The sequence below is a fragment of the Roseixanthobacter pseudopolyaromaticivorans genome, from assembly GCF_043195145.2.
In the GTDB taxonomy this organism is placed as follows: Bacteria; Pseudomonadota; Alphaproteobacteria; order Rhizobiales; family Xanthobacteraceae; genus NCEH01.
Genome location: NZ_CM195539.1, coordinates 4,954,300 through 4,971,185 on the forward strand (window position 1 = coordinate 4,954,300; position 16,886 = coordinate 4,971,185).

At 62.3% G+C, this 16,886-nt stretch carries 19 protein-coding genes; 5 read left to right on the top strand and 14 right to left on the bottom strand.

Going from position 1 to position 16,886, the window contains the following annotated elements; genetic code table 11:
* Positions 1-211 precede the first annotated feature (211 nt).
* Positions 212-829, top strand: a complete 618-nt coding sequence (locus tag V5F68_RS23125; RefSeq protein ID WP_394012948.1) for an outer membrane protein — start codon at positions 212-214, stop codon at positions 827-829.
* 25 nt (positions 830-854) lie between these two features.
* On the opposite strand, the gene V5F68_RS23130 is transcribed toward V5F68_RS23125, so the two are convergent.
* From V5F68_RS23130 to blh, 12 genes are all read right to left on the bottom strand, one after another.
* Positions 855-1,544, bottom strand: coding sequence for an SAM-dependent methyltransferase (locus tag V5F68_RS23130; protein WP_394012947.1), 690 nt, complete (start codon positions 1,542-1,544; stop codon positions 855-857).
* An 83-nt stretch (positions 1,545-1,627) separates the two neighbouring features.
* Positions 1,628-2,290 (bottom strand): L,D-transpeptidase, encoded by a 663-nt coding sequence (locus V5F68_RS23135; RefSeq protein ID WP_322432416.1) that lies wholly within the window; start codon positions 2,288-2,290, stop codon positions 1,628-1,630.
* Positions 2,291-2,394: 104 nt separating this feature from the next.
* Positions 2,395-3,198, bottom strand: a complete 804-nt coding sequence (locus V5F68_RS23140; RefSeq protein ID WP_322432417.1) for a prolipoprotein diacylglyceryl transferase family protein — start codon at positions 3,196-3,198, stop codon at positions 2,395-2,397.
* The gene (gene dsbD, locus V5F68_RS23145; RefSeq protein WP_394012946.1) at positions 3,195-5,039 is read right to left on the bottom strand and encodes a protein-disulfide reductase DsbD; all 1,845 of its coding nucleotides are present in this window, start codon (positions 5,037-5,039) and stop codon (positions 3,195-3,197) included. The genes V5F68_RS23140 and dsbD overlap by 4 nt, the downstream gene beginning before the upstream one ends.
* 155 nt (positions 5,040-5,194) lie before the next feature.
* Positions 5,195-6,079 carry a thiol:disulfide interchange protein DsbG gene (gene dsbG / locus V5F68_RS23150; RefSeq protein ID WP_394012945.1) on the bottom strand — a complete coding sequence of 295 codons (885 nt, stop codon included), beginning with the start codon at positions 6,077-6,079 and terminating at the stop codon, positions 5,195-5,197.
* Positions 6,076-7,254 carry a L,D-transpeptidase family protein gene (locus tag V5F68_RS23155; protein WP_322432420.1) on the bottom strand — a complete coding sequence of 393 codons (1,179 nt, stop codon included), beginning with the start codon at positions 7,252-7,254 and terminating at the stop codon, positions 6,076-6,078. The genes dsbG and V5F68_RS23155 overlap by 4 nt, the downstream gene beginning before the upstream one ends.
* A complete protein-coding gene (locus V5F68_RS23160; RefSeq protein ID WP_394012944.1) occupies positions 7,254-7,853 on the bottom strand; it encodes a DsbA family protein in 600 nt (199 codons plus the stop codon). Before V5F68_RS23160 ends, V5F68_RS23155 begins: the two co-directional genes overlap by 1 nt.
* A gap of 298 nt (positions 7,854-8,151) precedes the next feature.
* Positions 8,152-8,493: a carboxymuconolactone decarboxylase family protein gene (locus tag V5F68_RS23165; protein WP_322432422.1), complete on the bottom strand. Its 342-nt coding sequence runs from the start codon at positions 8,491-8,493 to the stop codon at positions 8,152-8,154.
* A gap of 80 nt (positions 8,494-8,573) precedes the next feature.
* Positions 8,574-9,353, bottom strand: coding sequence for a sulfite exporter TauE/SafE family protein (locus V5F68_RS23170; RefSeq protein WP_322432423.1), 780 nt, complete (start codon positions 9,351-9,353; stop codon positions 8,574-8,576).
* A 3-nt stretch (positions 9,354-9,356) separates the two neighbouring features.
* Complete coding sequence (locus V5F68_RS23175; protein ID WP_394012943.1) at positions 9,357-9,785, bottom strand: DUF6691 family protein; 429 nt, start codon at positions 9,783-9,785, stop codon at positions 9,357-9,359.
* On the bottom strand, positions 9,782-10,201 hold the full coding sequence (locus V5F68_RS23180; protein WP_322432425.1) for a YeeE/YedE family protein: 420 nt from the start codon (positions 10,199-10,201) through the stop codon (positions 9,782-9,784). The genes V5F68_RS23175 and V5F68_RS23180 overlap by 4 nt, the downstream gene beginning before the upstream one ends.
* Positions 10,201-11,502 carry a bifunctional sulfur transferase/dioxygenase Blh gene (gene blh, locus V5F68_RS23185; protein ID WP_322432426.1) on the bottom strand — a complete coding sequence of 434 codons (1,302 nt, stop codon included), beginning with the start codon at positions 11,500-11,502 and terminating at the stop codon, positions 10,201-10,203. Before blh ends, V5F68_RS23180 begins: the two co-directional genes overlap by 1 nt.
* A gap of 83 nt (positions 11,503-11,585) precedes the next feature.
* Here blh and V5F68_RS23190 point away from each other — a divergent pair, with 83 nt between their 5' ends.
* Entirely contained in the window at positions 11,586-12,848 is a 1,263-nt protein-coding gene (locus V5F68_RS23190; protein ID WP_322432427.1) for an NAD(P)/FAD-dependent oxidoreductase, read from the top strand.
* A 13-nt stretch (positions 12,849-12,861) separates the two neighbouring features.
* Here the strand turns inward: V5F68_RS23190 and V5F68_RS23195 are convergent, their stop codons facing one another.
* The gene (locus tag V5F68_RS23195) at positions 12,862-13,503 is read right to left on the bottom strand and encodes a DsbA family protein (RefSeq protein ID WP_394013053.1); all 642 of its coding nucleotides are present in this window, start codon (positions 13,501-13,503) and stop codon (positions 12,862-12,864) included.
* 134 nt (positions 13,504-13,637) lie between these two features.
* On the opposite strand from V5F68_RS23195, the gene V5F68_RS23200 reads away from it, so the two are divergent.
* The 3 genes from V5F68_RS23200 to V5F68_RS23210 are packed head-to-tail and all read left to right on the top strand — an operon-like array spanning position 13,638 to position 16,638.
* Positions 13,638-14,303, top strand: coding sequence for a response regulator (locus V5F68_RS23200; protein WP_322432428.1), 666 nt, complete (start codon positions 13,638-13,640; stop codon positions 14,301-14,303).
* The gene (locus V5F68_RS23205; protein WP_322432429.1) at positions 14,300-15,712 is read left to right on the top strand and encodes an ATP-binding protein; all 1,413 of its coding nucleotides are present in this window, start codon (positions 14,300-14,302) and stop codon (positions 15,710-15,712) included. Before V5F68_RS23200 ends, V5F68_RS23205 begins: the two co-directional genes overlap by 4 nt.
* On the top strand, positions 15,712-16,638 hold the full coding sequence (locus V5F68_RS23210) for a LysR family transcriptional regulator (protein WP_394012942.1): 927 nt from the start codon (positions 15,712-15,714) through the stop codon (positions 16,636-16,638). Before V5F68_RS23205 ends, V5F68_RS23210 begins: the two co-directional genes overlap by 1 nt.
* On the opposite strand, the gene V5F68_RS23215 is transcribed toward V5F68_RS23210, so the two are convergent.
* Positions 16,633-16,884, bottom strand: a complete 252-nt coding sequence (locus V5F68_RS23215) for a DUF2274 domain-containing protein (RefSeq protein ID WP_322432431.1) — start codon at positions 16,882-16,884, stop codon at positions 16,633-16,635. The two genes, V5F68_RS23210 and V5F68_RS23215, sit on opposite strands and share 6 nt — an antisense overlap.
* Between the last annotated feature and the right edge of the window lie 2 nt (positions 16,885-16,886).

Genomic DNA, 16,886 nt, shown 5'->3' on the forward strand with positions numbered 1-16,886 from the left:
ACGTTGCCGTGGAATATTTTATGTTGAGAAATGTTCGCGCCCGGCTCGAGGCGGCGCAGCCTGCGGATTTTACGTGCCGGATCCGCGCAATAAAACAGAATATCAAAGGACACACCGCAATATCGGTTTGCCGCATCTTGTTCGACATGAGCGGGGTGAACGATCTGTTGTCGGCCTCCCATGTTCAGTAGCAACAAGATGAGGTCTTTCGATGCGTTTTACATTTGTCGCGCTTGCCGCAATGGCTGTGTCGTCCGCAATGCCGGCTATCGCCGCCGACCTGACATATGAGCAGCCGGCTCCTGCGGGATCGCAGGAGGCCTATGCGCCTTACGACTGGTCTGGCTTCTATCTCGGTGCCCAAGGCGGCTATTCCTGGAACAAGGCCACCGTACTGGGTGCGGACCGCAATCTCGACAGTGGCAGCGCCGGGGTCCACGGCGGGTATAATTTCCAGTCCGGTAACATCGTCTACGGCATCGAAAACGACTTCAATTACAATTTCGAAGACAAGGGTGACGCCAATCTCGAATGGGATGCTTCCGGCCGCGCCCGCATAGGCTATGCCCTCGACAGGACACTGTTCTTTGCGACCGGTGGTGTTGCGGCAGCCGGCGCCAAGATCGATGCGTCAGGGGTCGGCAAGAAGGACGATATCCTGATCGGCTGGACGGCCGGCGCCGGTATCGAGCATGCGTTCACCGACAACATCATCGTCCGTGGCGAATACCGCTACTCCGATTTCGGCAAAAAGGATTTCGGCTCGGACGTCGGTGATTTCAGCGCGACGCAGCACAAGGTTCTCATCGGCGCGAGCTACAAGTTCTAGGAACGCCGCGGCGCAGCACCCGCTCTCAGCCGGAGGGACGTGCCGCGGCGCGGATCTCCGCCTGAAGACCGGCTTGAGCTACGCCGATTTTAGGTATCGGCAGGATGTCCTGCCTGGCTTTCTCGGCGACGAGATCGATCAGCGCCGACATTCCGGAATGGGCCGCTCCTTCCTCGATCACGCTGTCATGCTCTTCCAGATGGCGGATTTCCCAATGCCCGAATGATCGGATCAGCAGATCCTGCGTATAGAGATGATCGGCGTGCGGCGGGCCGCCGGTGCCATAGCCGAGCTGTTCGACGCGATAGCCCTGCATGATCAGGAGCCCGCCCGGCCTCAGGCAGGTGTGGAAGCCTTCGAACATGATCCGGCGCAGCTCGGGCGGAGCGAACTGCACGAAGATCGCGACGACGAGATCGTAGGCCTCGGGCTCCCACTCCCATTCGGCGAGATCGGCAAGCACGGTCTGCAAGCTGACGCCGCGACGGAGGGCGAGCTCGCGCGCCTTGGCAAGGCCGACCGTCGAAGCGTCGATCGACACGACGTCGAGGCCGCGCTCGGCGAGCCAGACGCCGTTACGGCCCTCTCCATCGGCCACTGCGAGCGCCTTCATGCCTGGCTCAAGCCGGAAGGCTTGCGAGGCAAGAAAGGCGTTCGGCTCAGTCCCGAACAGATAGTCTTCACCTTCGAATCTACGATCCCAATCGTTCTCCATGGCAGTCGTCCCAGTGGCTTGAAAGGCTTCCGCTCGAGGAGACAGAAGCCTGTTTTTGTTAGGCAAGCAAATTGTCGGTATGGCTAGATCACGACAACCTTCGAACCTGTCGGAACCCGGCGATAGAGGTCGATGACATCCTGGTTCATCATGCGGATGCAGCCCGAGGAAACGGCATGCCCGATCGTTTCCGGCTGGTTGGTGCCGTGAATGCGGAACAGGGTGTCCTTGCCGTTCTTAAAGAGATAGAGCGCACGGGCGCCGAGCGGATTGTTGGCTCCGCCCTCCATGCCGCCAGACCATTGAGCGTATTTCTCCGGCTCGCGCCTGATCATGTCCGGGGTCGGCGTCCACTTCGGCCATTCCTGCTTCCAGGCGATATTGGCCGTTCCCGTGAATTCCATTCCCTCGCGACCGACGCCGACGCCATAACGCATCGCCTTGCCGCCCTCCTGAACGAGATAGACGAAGCGGTTTTTCGTATCGACCACGATGGTGCCCGGCGGCTCGCTTGTGCGGTAGTCCACCTGCTGTCGGAGATTCTTCGGATCGACGCGGGATGTGTCGATCGCCGCGACCGGAAACCTTTCATTGGTCTGGGCGGCGTAGCTGGCGACTGTCGCGGGCCGGTTGCGGTCAAGCGGCTGCGTGACGGCGGTTGTCGGCGTCGCCGTGGTGGTGCAACCGGCTGCGAGCAGGCTGAACAGGAACGCGGAAAATAATCCGCTCTTTTTTGATAGACTCATCTGGATTCACGCATCGTTGTCCGCGCTCCGGTCAGGGAGGGCGGATGGTTCAGGTTCGGGGTTAAGGGAACGGGCTGCCCGCCATCGGATAGGGCAGGCAGGCATCATGTCGAGCCTCCAAGCCGTTCGATGGCGGCATTGAGCGCTTCGCGCGAGATCTCGCCCATGTGCATGGAGGCGAGTGTCCCGTCGGCTCTGAGGAACAGGGTGATGGGAAGTCCCATGCTTCCGTAGTGGCGGGGGATCTGCATCGACTGGTCGAGCAGGACGCGATCGAGCTTGAGGTTTTCTTTCGCGAGATAGGCACGGATCGTTTCCGAGCCTTCGCCCTGATTGACGAACAGGAAGGTGACGTCGTCGCGGCTTGCGGCGACTTCCGCGAGCAGCGGCATTTCCCTGCGGCATGGAGGGCACCAGCTCGCCCAGAGATTGACGACAGCGGGTTTGCCGATCACGTCGCTGACCGCGAGCGGAGGACCGTCCATTTGCTGAAGCGCGATTGTCGGGGCGGGCTGACCGAGCGTGGCCTGGGTGAGTTGGGTCACGCCGACCCACAGCACGAGGCTGAGGCCGAGGGCCCCTGCGGCAGCAAGCCCGGCCTTGAGCGAGCGGATGAACAACACGCTTACGAGCAGCACGCCGACAAAGCCGGCAATCGGCTGGAAGCCGCCCTGCCAGAAGGCGAAGATCCGCATGGGCTCGGCCGCGAAGCTTTGCCAATGCAGCGCGACATGACCAAGGCGGGCAGCGACCAGGCCGCCGATCAGCGCCCAGGTCGACCATTGTCCGATGATGGGGTCGACTCGGCGCGCGAGGATCGACGTCGCGATCGTGAAGGTGAAGATGCCGAGAATGGCCGCGAATTGCTCCGAGGCGAAGACGAAAGGCCCAATCGCGATGGCGTTCATCGCACCGTCCCGGTCTTGTCGGAGCCAATCTGCTCAACAGAGGCCTGCAAGGTCGCTTTGGTCACGTCTCCCACAAGCCGCGTTCCGGTCGCCTCTCGCCCTTCGGGATCGACGAAGATCATCGTCGGCGGACCGACCACCTGAAGGCCCTGCATGATTTGCCGCTGTTCAGGCGTGTTGCCGCTGACATCGAGCTTGATCAGATTGAAGCGGGCGAGCGTGGACTGGACGGCGGGATCGGAAAGGACGCTGCGGTCTATGACGGCGCAGGTGACGCACCAGTCCGCGGTGACGTAGAGCAGGCTCGGTTTACCGTTCCGATCCGCGATCCTCGTTTGAAGCTCGGCGGGCGTGCCCGCGCTGCGGAAGGCAAGCGCTTCCGAAGAACCGGGAGCGCCTCCGGTTCCAGCCGCAAGGTTGGCGAGAGGCCGGAAGGGATCGCCGGAACCGCTTGCAGCGCCGACAGCCAACACGATGCCGTAGAGTGCGGCCGCGATGCCGGCCGCCTTTGCCGCCCGGCGCCGCCCAGGAGCTTCCGGTCCGATCGCATCGAAGGCGCCGAGCCAGACCGCAAGACCGATCGCGAACAGGGCCCAGAGCGCAAGGCCCGCTTCTGCCGGGATGATGCGCGAGACCATCCAGATGGCGGTCGCCACGAAGACGAACCCGAACGCCTGACGGACGATAGTCATCCACGCTCCCGCTTTGGGAAGTGCCTTCGGGCCGAGCGTGCCGAAGGCGATCAGGGGAATGCCCTTGCCCAGGCCAAGCGCGAAGAGGGACGCTGCCCCGAGCGCGACGTCGCCGGTCTGCGCGATATAGATCAGAGAACCGGCGAGCGGCGCGGTCACGCAAGGCCCGACGATCAGTGCCGAGGTGAAGCCGAGCAACCCGGCCGAGGCCAGCGAACCGCGATTGCCCTGACCGAGCCGGCCGATCGCATTGACCCAGGCCGATGGCAGTTGCAGCTCGAACAGGCCGAACATCGACAAGGCCAGCACGACGAACAGGGCGGAGACTGCGCCGATGGCGAGCGGCGACTGAAGCGCCATCTGCAAATTCTGCCCGGACCAGGCCGCCGCCACGCCGAGCAGGCCGAACGCGCTTGCCATCGCCAGCACATAGGCAAGCGACAGGGTAAAGCCCCTGAGTGCGGTGACGGACTCGCCCTGCCGCGCGATCGCTCCGGCCAGGATCGGGTACATCGGGAAGACGCAAGGCGTGAAGGCGAGCAGCACGCCGAACAGCATGAAGCTTGCGAGAACCATCGCGACGCCGCCGTCCTTCAGCAGCGAACCGATCATGCCGCCATTGTCGGCCGCGACGGAAATGCCGGTCTCGTTTCCGGTCGCCGGCCCGTTCGCAGTCGTCGTGACGGCCGGGGTCGTCCACTCGCTCGCCTGCGTCGCAGGGGCGCGCTCCTCCGGATCGGTTACGGCAAGCGTCGTCGCATCGACATGGCGCATGATCGGCGGATAGCAGATGCCGTGGTCCTGGCATCCCTGATAGCGGACTTCGAGCGGAGCGGATGCCGACGCATCAAGGGGAACCACCGCGGCGACGTGATCGTGAAAGACGGTCGAGGGGCCGAAGGTCGGGTCGTCCTTGCTCTGGCCGTTCCCTTGGAGCTCAGGAACCGGAAGATCCGAGCCGCCGCGAGCGAAGCTGAATTTATCCTGATAAAGGTAGTATCCCGGCGCGATCGTCCATCGGATCTGGACGCTACCGTCATTTTGCCGTGTCGCCGAGAGCTTGAACGCCTGATCGACGGGAAGCGGCATTCCTCCTGAAGACGTCACCTGCGCCGATGCCGGCGTGATCGACAGCGCTGCAAACGCCATGATCATGGCCGCGAGAATGACGGACCAGACAGTTCTTGAAGGCAATGCACGCTCCCGCTTGATGTTACGACGGCGGGAGAGGTCCGATCGGCAGCTTAAGGCAGACTTAAGGGCATCTTTATTCGTTGAATGTGGGAAAATCTTTGCCGAACCGCCTAGAGCGGCCCGAACAGCGCTTCAAGCGCGGCGCCTCGGGGTGCGCCGCTCTGGAGGATAAGTTCGCCGTCGGTGCCCCGCGCGACGAGGCCGGGCGTACCGCTAAAGCCAAGCCTTCTCATCAGCTCGACATTGCCGGTGAGCTTGGTGTTCGTCTCCGGCGATATTTTTGCCAGCGGGGCAATCCCGCCGGAGGCGTGGTTCATCTCATTTTGCGTCAGGGCGGCTTGCGGATCGGCCGCTTCGATGATCGCGGCTGCCTTCGCGGCCGAATCGGCGCGGATCACGCCCACCATGACATGGCGAAGTTGGACCTTGCCGGCCTCGACCCATGGTCGCGCCGAACGCCATAGCTCATTGCAGAAAGGGCAATTGGCGTCGGTGAATGCGTAGACGACACGCTCCGCATTCGGATTGCCGTCCTGAACCCAGGCCGCGGCTTCAAGCGCTCCCCAGGCGTCCCGGTGCATCGGCTCACTCGTTGCCTGCTTCAACGCGGCATCGGCAACAGAATCGCCCTTGGCATCGATCAGGGTGCCGATCAGCGCATAATTGGCGTCGGGCATGATGTAGACGGCCAGCGGCTGCGTGCCCGAGCTCGCGGCATAGGCCTGCAATCCGCCCGGCACCTCCATGGGGCCGTGGATAGTCAGGCCCTGGCTCTTCAGCGACGCAAGGATCGCCTCGGAGTTGCTTGCCGTCTTTGACGAGACTGTTTCATTATTGTCATTACAGCCGGCGAGCATCGTTGCAAGAGCAAGAGCGGGTAGAAGCTTTTTCATTCGTGATGCACCAGTCGATGTTATGGACAGATCTGCATGTTTGCTGCCTTTTGCCTGCGAGCTTAAGGCAGCATTAAGCGCCGCCGCGGCCTTCGCCGTCACGAGCCGTCCACCAGAGAGTAGATGTCTTTCCTGAACTGCGCCGGCCCCGCCGGAACGCCCCAGGCCGTGATGTAGACGAAGTGGACCGGGACGGGATTGGTGATCGCGACGTCCCGGCGCTGACCATTGGTCAGGAATTCCGCGACGGTCTCGGGAGACCAACCCGGCGTGTCCTTGAGCAGCCAGGTCACGAATTCCGGAATACGCTGGACCCTGACGCAGCCGGACGAGTGAAAGCGGCTTGCATCGCCGAACAGGCCGGGGTCGGGCGTGTCGTGAAGATAGACCGAATGCTGATTCGCGAAGTTGATGCGGACGCGTCCAAGAGCATTGCGGCTCCCCGGCTCCTGCCGGAACATGTAGTTAGTCGCTTCCTCGGTGCTCCAGTCGATGCTCGACGGCGACACTTCTTTCCAGTTGCCGGTATAAATGCGCATCCCCATACGAGTCAGGTAATCCGGGTCCCTGCGGATGATCGGAATGAGATCGCGGCGGATGATGCTTTTCGGCACATGCCAATATGGGTTGAAGTTGATCTCGTGGATCTTGCTCGAAAGCAGCGGCGTTGCGCGATTGGGCTGACCGACGACGGCCGATTGGCGCAGCACCACGGCGCCATCCTCGACCATCTCGATCTGCGCCGAGGGAACGTTGACCGTCACCTGGCGGCGATCGTCGACCAGAGCGGCCTGTAATCTGGGAATGTTCGCAGCAAGACTCCGCGCCCTGTCTGCCGCCGGACGGTTGAGCGCCTCGAACGTGGCGGTGCCCGCCACCCCGTCCACGGTCAGGCCATGCCGCGCCTGAAACCTGCGAATGGCGGCATCGACGAAGCTGTCGACGACGGTGCCCGCGCCAAATTGCGGCGCCAGGTCACCCGTCACAGCGAGCCGTTGGCGCAGCCAGGAGACTTCGTTGCCCTGCGCGCCAAGGGAGAGCCGTTGCGTGAACGGATAGGCGGGCCATCCGCCTTCGGCCGCCCAGCCTGCGTAGGTTTCGGAGGCAATCCGCGTCGCGTGCAATGTCGTCGCCGAAAGCAGCGGCGTTTCGACGTCCTGCAGGCCGTCCATGCGGGCGCTTGCCGTGTCGAAGGCTCCGTCCCAGGCGCGAGCGGACGCGACGGCGAAGGTTGCGGATGCCAGCCCGCCAACCAGAAGAGAGCGTCGGTCCAGCATCACGTCCGTTTCCTCCTCGCTTCGAGAACTGCCTGGGCAAGGCCGGTTCGATCGAGCACGCCACCGTAGATCTTCGAGCCGATGGCGAAGGAGGGCGTGCCGGCCAGGCCGAAGGCCTTGGCCATGCGGTCGTTGCGCGACAAGGTGTCGGCCACCGCTTCAGGTGAGTGAGCCGGCGCGAGACCTTTGACACTGGCATCTTCGAGCACTTCGATGACATCGCTCTCGGCGAGCCGTCCTTCCGTACCCATCAGCGCTTCGTGAGCGCGGCCGTAGGCCTGCGGATCCAGCGCCAGAACATGCTCGGCCGCGAATCGCGACGCTTCGCCAAAGATCGGCCAGTCTCGCATCATGAGGCGCAGATTGCCGTCGTCGCTGACGAACTTCTTGAGCTCGGGATAGGTGCTTTTGCAAAACGGGCATTGGTAGTCGAAGAACTCGACGATCGTGACGTCGCCATCCGGATTGCCGAGCACTGGCGTCACCGGATCAAAAAACACTTCCTCACGGGACGGCTGCTGGGCGGCGACGCGCGTGACGGTCGTAGGGATCGCCAAGAGCGCGGCGGTCGAAATCAGAAAACATCGTCGTGACTGCATTCATTCGGTCCTCCGTGAGTTTTCGGACCGAAACGCAGTCTCAAGCTTAAGCTAGGCTTAAATGGACGGATCGACGGCTCCCCCAGTCAAACATCGACAATGTTGGGAGGGTGCCCTGGCAAACGGCCGGACATATTGAAACACTTCTGCCGACACAGGGTAGCCCAACCGTATTTTCTGTATGGGGCAGCATTCCGGCGCTATCCCTCGCACTGCTGATGCTGATGGGGTTGGTCTGGACCGGGCGTTCAACGTGACGGTCGAGTCGCAAGCGCAACCGGCTATCATTTCAAATTGATCACTGCGAAAGCTGGTCAAAGGCTTCGAAAGCCTTCGCCGCGTACATTACGGATGGGCCAGCGCCCATATAGACGGCCATGCCAAGGGTCTCGCTGATTTGCTCACGGGTTGCGCCAGCCTTTGCCGCTCCCTCCGCATGATAGGCAATGCAGGGCTGGCATCGTGTCGCAACGCTGATCGCCAACGCAATGAGCTCTTTCGTTGCCGGATCAAGCGCCTCTCCGGCATGTGCAGATCGGGCCATTTCGGAAAATGACTTCATCACCGCAGGCGCTTCCTGGCGCAATGATTTCACGCCGCCGTTCATGTTCTCGATCAGCTTCTTCCAGTCTTCGATCATTATATTCTCCAACGTTCAAACAAGCCGTCAGCCACAGGAGCGCTCAGGCCAGGCGGCTCCCATGACTGTGGATACCTCGATCAGGTCATGAGAGCGCCCGCGCTCCGGTAGAGCACATAGGCTGCGACCACGAAAATCAGCGCCGCGAAGATGCGATTGAGCGTGTTCTTGCCGGCGGAGAGCCGATTGGCGAGCATCATGCCGAGAATGCCGCCAAGGATGCCGCCAGCGATGAACTCGAAGGCAATCGGCCAATCGACAAGGCCGGATGCGGCGTAGTTGATCGCCGTGGCGAGCCCGAAGCTGCCGACCGCCAGGAGTGATGAGCCGATCGCGTTGATCATCGGCATGCCGGTCGCGAGAATGAGTGCTGGCACGATCAGGAAGCCGCCGCCAATGCCGAAAAAACCGGAGGCGGACCCGGCGGCAAAGGCGACGGCAGCCGTGACGAGGCAAGTCCTCAGATCGGCCGGGCGCTCGGCAGAAGCGTTGGCTTTGCGCGGTCGAAGCATCATCACGCCGACGAGGATCATCAGCAGTCCGAAGAGGAAGAGGAGCCGTTGACCATCAATGACCTTGCCGAGCGTCGAGCCGGCGAGAGCGCCGAACGTCCCGACCCCGGCGAAGACGACCGCGCAGCGCCAGCGGACGTTGCCGCTGCGGGCGTGGCCGATGAGGTTGGCGAAGGCGTTGACCGATACAGCGAGCGCGCTCGTGCCGATGGCGATATGCGGCTGCGTCACGCCGACGACATAGAGCAGCAGCGGCGTGGCGAGGATCGAGCCGCCTCCGCCAACGAGGCCGAGGGAAAATCCGACAAGCCCGCCCGAGGCGAGCGCAGGGCCGAGATTGGCAAGCATGGCTCAACCCTTTCCGGCCAGGAATCGATCATGCGTGACCATTCCGATGAACATGGCGGCAGCGAAGATGACCGCGGGGGCGAGGCCGAGCGAAAGCGATGCGATTGCGGGACCGGGGCAGAAGCCGGCCAGGCCCCAGCCGACGCCAAAGATCGCCGAGCCGAGGATAAGTGGGCCATCGATCCGGGTCTTGGTCGGTAGATGAAGCTGATCGTCGAACAGAGGCTTGTTGATCACGAAGGCGATCCTGTAGCCGATAAAGGCGACGAGGACGCCGGCGCCGAGAACGAAGATCAGGCTTGGGTCCCATGCGCCGGTGATGTCGAGGAAAGCTTTCACCTTGGCGGGGTTGAGAAGGCCGGAAATCGCGAGGCCGAGCCCGAACAGAAGGCCGGCGGCAAGGGCCGTCAGGATGCGCAGAGCCGGGGTCATAGCCAGCCTCCCATCCGCATGACGAGCACGGTCAGGATCGCGGTCGAGAGGAAGGTGAGCACCGCCGCGAAGGATCGGGGAGACAGTCGTGCCAGTCCCGAGATGCCGTGTCCGGAGGTGCAGCCGGAACCCATGCGCGTGCCGACGCCAACGAGCAGGCCGGCGACGATAAGGAGCGGCCAGGACGCCGCGACGACCACCTGTGGCGCAGTGCCGAAGATGACGAGGTAGGTCAGCGGACCAAGAAGGAGGCCGGCGACAAAGGCGATGTCGTGACCGAGCCGCTCACCGCGACGGCCGAGCAGGCCGCCGACGATGCCGCTGATGCCGGCGATGCGACCGTTGAGCAACATGAGAAGACTGGCAGACAAGCCGATCAGTGCGCCGCCGGCCATTGGTGCGAAATAAGCGTCCATCACCAGGCCGCCCCCTCGAGCGCGTCCAGTGGGATCTTCAGGTAGCGCTTGCCGTTGTCCTCCGGCTCGGGAAGCCGGCCGCCGTTTATGTTCACCTGCAGGGCATGCAGGATGAGCTTGGGCATCGGTAGGGTCGCGTCGCGCTCCTGGCGTAGCTTGACGAAGCTCTCCTCGGTCTGGCCGGCAATGTGCGGATTGAACTTCTTCTGCTCGCCGACCGTGCTTTCCCAGCGAGGCGGGCGGCCGTCCGGCTGATAGTCGTGGCCGGTGAAAACGCGAGTTTCGTCACGCAGAGAGACGATGTCCATGATCGACCGCCAGAGGAGCTTTGCGCTGCCTCCCGGGAAATCGGCGCGGGCCGTGCCGGAATCCGGCATGAACAACGTGTCATGGACGAAGGCCGCGTCGCCGATGACATAGGTGATCGAGGCCAGCGTGTGCCCCGGCGAGAACATCACTCTCGCGTCGATCGTGCCGACCTTGAAGGTATCGCCGGCGAAGAACAGCCGGTCCCACTGATGACCATCGGCGGGAAAATCGGGCCAGTTGTAGATCCCCTTCCAGAGTTTCTGCACATCGACGACATGCGCTCCGATCGCGGTCGGAGCCCCGGTCTTGTCCTTGAGGTAGCGGGCGGCGGAGAAGTGGTCAGCGTGCGGATGGGTGTCGAGGATCCATTCGACGGTCAGGCCCTTTTCCGCGATGTAGGCGAGGATCGTATCGGCCTGCTCAGTGCTGGTCGATCCAGACTTCTCGTCGTAGTCGAGCACCGGGTCGATGATGGCGCATGTCTTCGTCGCCGGGTCGCTGACGACATATTGAATGCTGCCGGTGCGCTTCTCGTAGAAGCCCTTGACCTCCGGTTTGCCGACGTGCCGGTGGGCAGCGAGCCAGTCGCGAGCATGGTCGGGAGCAATGCCGACGTCACCTGCCACGGCGATCAGCTTGTCGTCACTGAACCCTTCGACGTCGGCGTCTCCAGCCAGCACCCACATGTAGAAGGAGCGTGCACCGGAGCGGCAATGTGCGAGCACCGGACCGTCGGAAACAACGATCGCCTCGGCGAAGCGCCGAACGTCTTCCTGCCGCATGTTGTTGCTGGTGACCGGGATGAAGACATAGTCGAGGCCCGCTGCTTTGGCCGCTTCTTCCTCGGCCGCCGATCCAGGCTGTGATGCCTCTTCGCCATCCGGCCGGTTGTTGATGACCGTCTTGAAGCCGCGCTTGGCAAGTTCGGCGAAATCCTCGGGCTGAAGCTGCCCCGCGACGGAAAACTTCTCTGTGACCGGTATCGGTTTCATGGGGCTCCTCCTTGACGCTTGTCAATCTGAATTACATACTTACATAAAACCAGATATGTAATTCTGCAAGTGGGAGGAATGCCATGGAAGCCATTCAGGACATCCGCGCCGCACAGGCACCGAGTCTCAGACACAGGATCGTCATTGTCGGCGGCGGTGCAGCCGGCATCACGGTGGCGGCCGAGCTCAAGCGGCACGATCCGAAGCTGGACGTCGCGATCGTCGAGCCCTCGGGCTCCCATTCCTACCAGCCGGGCTGGACGCTGGTCGGTGCGGGCGTCTTCACGCGCCGGCAGACCGAGCGCGAGGAGCAATCGCTGATCCCGAAGGGCGTGACGTGGCTCAAGGCCGCGGTCACCGGCTTCGAGCCGGACAACAATCTGGTCAGGATGAGCGACGGCCGGGCTCTCGGTTACGACTATCTCGTTGCCTGCCCCGGCTTGAAGATTGACTGGGACGCCATCCAGGGGCTGAAGGATACACTCGGCAAGAACGGAGTGTGCAGCAACTATCGCGCCGATACGGCCGAATACACCTGGCGCCTCATCCAGGACTTCCGGGGCGGGATCGCACTGTTTACCCAGCCGGCGATGCCGATCAAATGCGCCGGTGCGCCCCAGAAGATCATGTACATGATGGCCGACCATCTTCGGCGGCGAGGCAGGCTCGACAGTTCGAAGCTCAAGTTCTGCCTTGCCGGCGAGGCGCTGTTCGGCGTGCCGTTCTTCGTGCCGCCATTGCAGAAAGCGGTCGACGAGTACGGTATCGACGTCTGCTACCGGCATAACCTGATCGCCATCAACGGTCCCGCGAAAGCGGCGCTGTTTTCGGTAACCGACAAGGACGGCGCGGCACGCGACGTCGAGATGCGCTTCGACATGATCCATGTCGTCCCGCCGCAGACCGGACTCGATGTCGTGCGGGAAAGCCCGCTGGCCAACGCGGCGGGCTGGATCGAGGTCGATCCGGCGACGCTGCGTCATGTCCGCTATCCGAACGTCTTCTCGCTCGGCGACGCAGCGTCCACGACGAACGCCAAGACGGCGGCGGCCGTCCGGCTCCAGTCCCCCGTCGTTGTCGCCAATCTGCTGGCTGCCATGCAGGACAAGGCCATGCCCAGAACCTATGACGGCTATGGTTCGTGCCCGCTGACGGTGGCCCTCGGCAAGATCGTGCTTGCCGAGTTCGCCTATGGCGGCAAGGTGACGCCAAGTTTCCCGCTCGATCCCCGCGTGCCCCGCAAGAGCATGTGGTACCTGAAAACAAAGTTCCTGCCCTGGCTCTACTGGTCTCATATGCTGAAGGGCGGCACGATCGACATCAGGCATCGCGAGCGGGGCTGGTGAGAGCGTGGCCCTCTCACTTGCTTTCCGCCTGCTTCTTGCGCGCATCGGACACGACCTGCTTGAACCCCTGATAATCCAGCGTCGACGTCTGGAATGGACCGACGAGGTAGGCCGGCGTTCCCGAAAAGCCGATGGCGTCGGCCTGCGCCATGTTGCGCTTGATGATGGCGTCGATTTCGGCGGACTTGGCTTTCATGTCGGCGTCGAGGCGGGCCATGTCGATGCCCGCGGCCTGAAGTCCCTGGCGCATCTTCTCCTTCGGAACCCCGACGCCGGGAATTCCCATCAAAGCGTGATGCGCGATGTCGTACTTGCCCTGGTATTTGGCGGCGAGCGCCATCATGGCGCCGTCGATCGAGGTCGGGCGGATGACGGGCCAATCCTTGTAGACCAGCCTGATCTTGCCGTCCTCCTTGACGACGCGGTCGAGGTCGGGAGCGGATTTCTTGCAATACGGGCAGTTGTAATCGAGGAAGGCAACGATGGTGAGGTCGCCTTTCGGGTTGCCCGCGACCGGCGCTGCCGGATCGTTGAGGATCATTTCCTTGGATACGTCGGCGGCGGTCTGCGCGAGCGCCGCACGGTTCATCAGAGGAACGGTCAGTACCGCGCCACCAATGGCGAGCACGGCGCCGCGACGCGTAAGAGCTGGCATATAGGATCTCCTTTTGGCCTTGATACGGACAGGTCGACGCCTGCGCGTCCTGCGATCCACGCCCGTCACCTTAAGGCTGGCTTAAGGTGGGCACCGGATTTCCATTGTTCTGTCGCGTCCAAGGGTTTGTGTGCATGAGAGTCTTGTTGGTCGAAGACGACGCTGTATTGATGAACGGCTTGCAGGTCGGGCTGGGACTGGCCGGCTTCACCGTGGACGCCGTCGCCACTTGCGCCGATGCTTCGGCCGCCTTGCGCGGCTCTGCTTTCGACGCGATCGTTCTCGACCTGATGCTGCCGGACGGATCAGGCCTGGAGGTTCTGGGCGAACTGCGCGGCCGTCAGGTCGCAACGCCGGTGCTGCTGCTGACCGCGCGTGATAGCGTGCCCGACCGCATCGCCGGATTGGATGCCGGCGCGGACGATTATCTCGGCAAGCCCTTCGATCTGAATGAAGTCGCTGCGCGGCTACGCGCTCTAACAAGACGAGGCAACGGTGGCGGATCCGCCTGCCGGGTCTGGCGGGATCTTCGCCTGGAGCCTTCCACCATGGCCGTCTCGAAATGTGGTGAGGCGGTTCGTCTGTCGCGCCGCGAGTTCTCCATCCTCCATGCTCTGATGGACCGGCCGGGCCAGATCCTGTCGAAGTCGCAGCTCGAAGAGAGGCTCTATGGCTGGCAGGAGGATGTGGAGAGCAATACGATCGAGGTTCACATCCATAATCTCAGGCAGAAGCTCGGCCCCGGAATTATCGAGACGGTGCGAGGGGTGGGTTACAAGCTGGCGGAGGACAGTGCATGAAGTCGATCCGCAGCCGGCTGTTCATGATCCTGATGATCACAACCGGCGTCGTCTGGATGTCGGCGATCGTCTGGATTTATCTCAGCACGCGTCACGAGGTCGAACGGGTACTTGACGCGCGCCTGATCGAAGCGGCGCGCATGGTCAGCTCGCTGATCACCAGCCAGGAGATCGACCCGAAGCGCGCGGCACAGTTACCGACTGTCGAGCCGGCCCTCCACGCTTCCTACGACCGTCAGCTCTCGTGCCAGATCTGGGCGCTCGACGGAACTTTGGTCGGGCGCTCGGACGCCGCGCCGGCCACACCTCTTACCGATAGCGGCGAAGGGTTCTCCCAGACGGTGATCGCAGGAGAAATCTGGCGCGTCTACGCGGTGATGAACAGTGATCTCGGCATGCGCGTGCTCGTCGGCGACAATATGCGCGTCCGCGACAGGCTGGTCGCCGATGTGATCCGTGGCCTCGCGCTGCCCGCGTTGCTTATCCTTCCGATCCTGGCAGGACTGATCTGGCTGAGCGTTCGCAAGGGGCTTGCTCCATTGAACGCGATGGCGAGCACGTTGGAAACGCGCCCGGCGTCGGATCTGAGCGCGCTGCCCGACGCGGAAACACCGTCTGAAATCAGGCCCGTGATCCGTTCGCTCAACGGGCTGTTCGGTCGCGTCAGCGCGGCTCGGCAACGAGAGCGCGACTTTACCGCCTTCGCGGCACATGAGCTGCGAACGCCGATCGCCGGACTGAAGACACAGGCGCAAGTGGCGTTGGGAAGCGAAGACCCCAAGATACGAAACAATGCTTTGCGCCAGATGGTGATCGGGGTGGACCGCACGTCTCGTTTGGTGCGGCAGCTTACCGATCTGACGAATACCGAGAGCGGCGAAATCGCATCGGCTCAACAAGACGTGAACCTCGGGAAAATCCTCGGGCAAATGGCGGACGACATCGGTCAACATTATTCGGACACGGCTGCAATCGAAGTGGATCCACAGCTAGGAGGCATTTGCCTTTCGGTCGATCCGTCCCTGTTCACACTCGCGGCGCGGAACCTCCTGGAGAATGCCGCCCTGCATTCGGGGTCGGACGGAGTGGTGCGATGCTCGGTGCGCACCGAGAAAGATGGGATCAACGTCGTCATTGACGATAGCGGACCGGGCATACCCGCGGAGGAGTTACCGAAGGTTCGTGACAGATTTTACCGGGGCCGCAACAAGACCGCGATGGGCAGTGGCTTGGGTCTGGCGATCGCGGATCTCGCGATGAAGCGTCTCGGCGGAGAGGTATACCTCGAAAACCGGCGCGAGGGCGGGCTACGAGCGGAGCTGCGGTTTGCCGATACCGTAAAGAACGACTGCTCGGAAACGACTCCTATCCGACAGCGGCGAGAACACCCTTTAGGATCGATGGGCTAATGACACGACGGGGGGCGAAGAGATGTGATCCAATAGAGATTCGCCACCTGTGTTATTTCGTGGCAGCCGCCGAGCATGGCAGCTTTCGGAAGGCAGCGAACGTTCTTGGAATATGTCAATCAGCGATCAGTCGCCGCATCCGCGATCTCGAAGACGAGGTTGGTGTCTCACTTTTTAACCGCTGCACGAACGGAGTATCGCTGACCTATGCGGGCCAAATCTTCCTACTACGAGCTAGGCAAGGCCTGCGAGCGATCCACGAGGGGCGTCGCTACATTGGCACGGTCGGGCGTGGCGAAGAAGGTGTGGTCAGAATTGGCATCTTCTCGTCTCTTGCCTCGGGTTTCCTCTCCGATTTGTTGCGCTCCTACAGCAAGGACCATAGCGGCGTACGAACCGAGCTGATCGACGGCAATCCAGCGGAGCATGTAGCCGGCATCCGGCAGCTCCGCCTGGATGTCGCGTTCATCACAGGCACATCGGCTTGGACGGAGTGTGAAACGGCGCACTTGTGGTCGGAACGTGTGTTCGCAGTTTTGCCTGAAGAACACGCGTTGGCGCGCAAGGAAATATTAAACTGGACCGATTTGGCAGGCGAGCACTTCATTGTCAGTGACGTCGCGCCTGGCCCTCAAATACATGAATACCTTGTCCAGAGACTTTCTGATTTGGGACATCACCCTCATGTGCAGCCGCAATATGTCGGGCGCGACAACCTGCTGCCTTTGGTGGCGATTGGCCGCGGTCTGACTTTGACCAGTGAGGCCACGACGGCCGCCCAATTTCCCGGCGTGACATATCGACCGATTGCCGGAGAGGTCCTGCCCTTCAGTGCAGTCTGGTCCGCAAGAAATGACAATCCCGCATTCCGGCGGTTACTAAGCTTGGCCAAAGAAATTTCGCGGCAGTCTACTCCCCGGTTATGATCGGTCTTGTCCGCTTGTTGAAACGGACACATTTGCTGATCGCCGCGCCTTTGCAAATCCGCGATCACTAATGACGAAGCGTTCGAGCATCGGCACGATCAGCCGAATGGGATCAACGGGCGGAGTTCCCGGTTCCGCGAGGAGGCGGCCGTATGCGACAAGATCGCGATGGAGTTGGGCGGGCAACTCGACCGTGACTTTGATTGGCTTATCGTCCGCGATCGGTCCAAGTTTCAGCTTTGCCATGG

What these genes read in the sequence shown, in the direction of transcription:
- V5F68_RS23125 (WP_394012948.1), top strand. Translation starts at nt 212, where the DNA reads ATGCGTTTTACATTTGTCGCGCTTGCCGCAATGGCTGTGTCGTCCGCA.
- V5F68_RS23130 (WP_394012947.1), bottom strand. Translation starts at nt 1,544, where the DNA reads ATGGAGAACGATTGGGATCGTAGATTCGAAGGTGAAGACTATCTGTTC.
- V5F68_RS23135 (WP_322432416.1), bottom strand. Translation starts at nt 2,290, where the DNA reads ATGAGTCTATCAAAAAAGAGCGGATTATTTTCCGCGTTCCTGTTCAGC.
- V5F68_RS23140 (WP_322432417.1), bottom strand. Translation starts at nt 3,198, where the DNA reads ATGAACGCCATCGCGATTGGGCCTTTCGTCTTCGCCTCGGAGCAATTC.
- dsbD (WP_394012946.1), bottom strand. Translation starts at nt 5,039, where the DNA reads ATGGCGTTTGCAGCGCTGTCGATCACGCCGGCATCGGCGCAGGTGACG.
- V5F68_RS23155 (WP_322432420.1), bottom strand. Translation starts at nt 7,254, where the DNA reads ATGCTGGACCGACGCTCTCTTCTGGTTGGCGGGCTGGCATCCGCAACC.
- V5F68_RS23160 (WP_394012944.1), bottom strand. Translation starts at nt 7,853, where the DNA reads ATGCAGTCACGACGATGTTTTCTGATTTCGACCGCCGCGCTCTTGGCG.
- V5F68_RS23165 (WP_322432422.1), bottom strand. Translation starts at nt 8,493, where the DNA reads ATGATCGAAGACTGGAAGAAGCTGATCGAGAACATGAACGGCGGCGTG.
- V5F68_RS23170 (WP_322432423.1), bottom strand. Translation starts at nt 9,353, where the DNA reads ATGCTTGCCAATCTCGGCCCTGCGCTCGCCTCGGGCGGGCTTGTCGGA.
- V5F68_RS23175 (WP_394012943.1), bottom strand. Translation starts at nt 9,785, where the DNA reads ATGACCCCGGCTCTGCGCATCCTGACGGCCCTTGCCGCCGGCCTTCTG.
- V5F68_RS23180 (WP_322432425.1), bottom strand. Translation starts at nt 10,201, where the DNA reads ATGGACGCTTATTTCGCACCAATGGCCGGCGGCGCACTGATCGGCTTG.
- blh (WP_322432426.1), bottom strand. Translation starts at nt 11,502, where the DNA reads ATGAAACCGATACCGGTCACAGAGAAGTTTTCCGTCGCGGGGCAGCTT.
- V5F68_RS23190 (WP_322432427.1), top strand. Translation starts at nt 11,586, where the DNA reads ATGGAAGCCATTCAGGACATCCGCGCCGCACAGGCACCGAGTCTCAGA.
- V5F68_RS23195 (WP_394013053.1), bottom strand. Translation starts at nt 13,503, where the DNA reads ATGCCAGCTCTTACGCGTCGCGGCGCCGTGCTCGCCATTGGTGGCGCG.
- V5F68_RS23200 (WP_322432428.1), top strand. Translation starts at nt 13,638, where the DNA reads ATGAGAGTCTTGTTGGTCGAAGACGACGCTGTATTGATGAACGGCTTG.
- V5F68_RS23205 (WP_322432429.1), top strand. Translation starts at nt 14,300, where the DNA reads ATGAAGTCGATCCGCAGCCGGCTGTTCATGATCCTGATGATCACAACC.
- V5F68_RS23210 (WP_394012942.1), top strand. Translation starts at nt 15,712, where the DNA reads ATGACACGACGGGGGGCGAAGAGATGTGATCCAATAGAGATTCGCCAC.
- V5F68_RS23215 (WP_322432431.1), bottom strand. Translation starts at nt 16,884, where the DNA reads ATGGCAAAGCTGAAACTTGGACCGATCGCGGACGATAAGCCAATCAAA.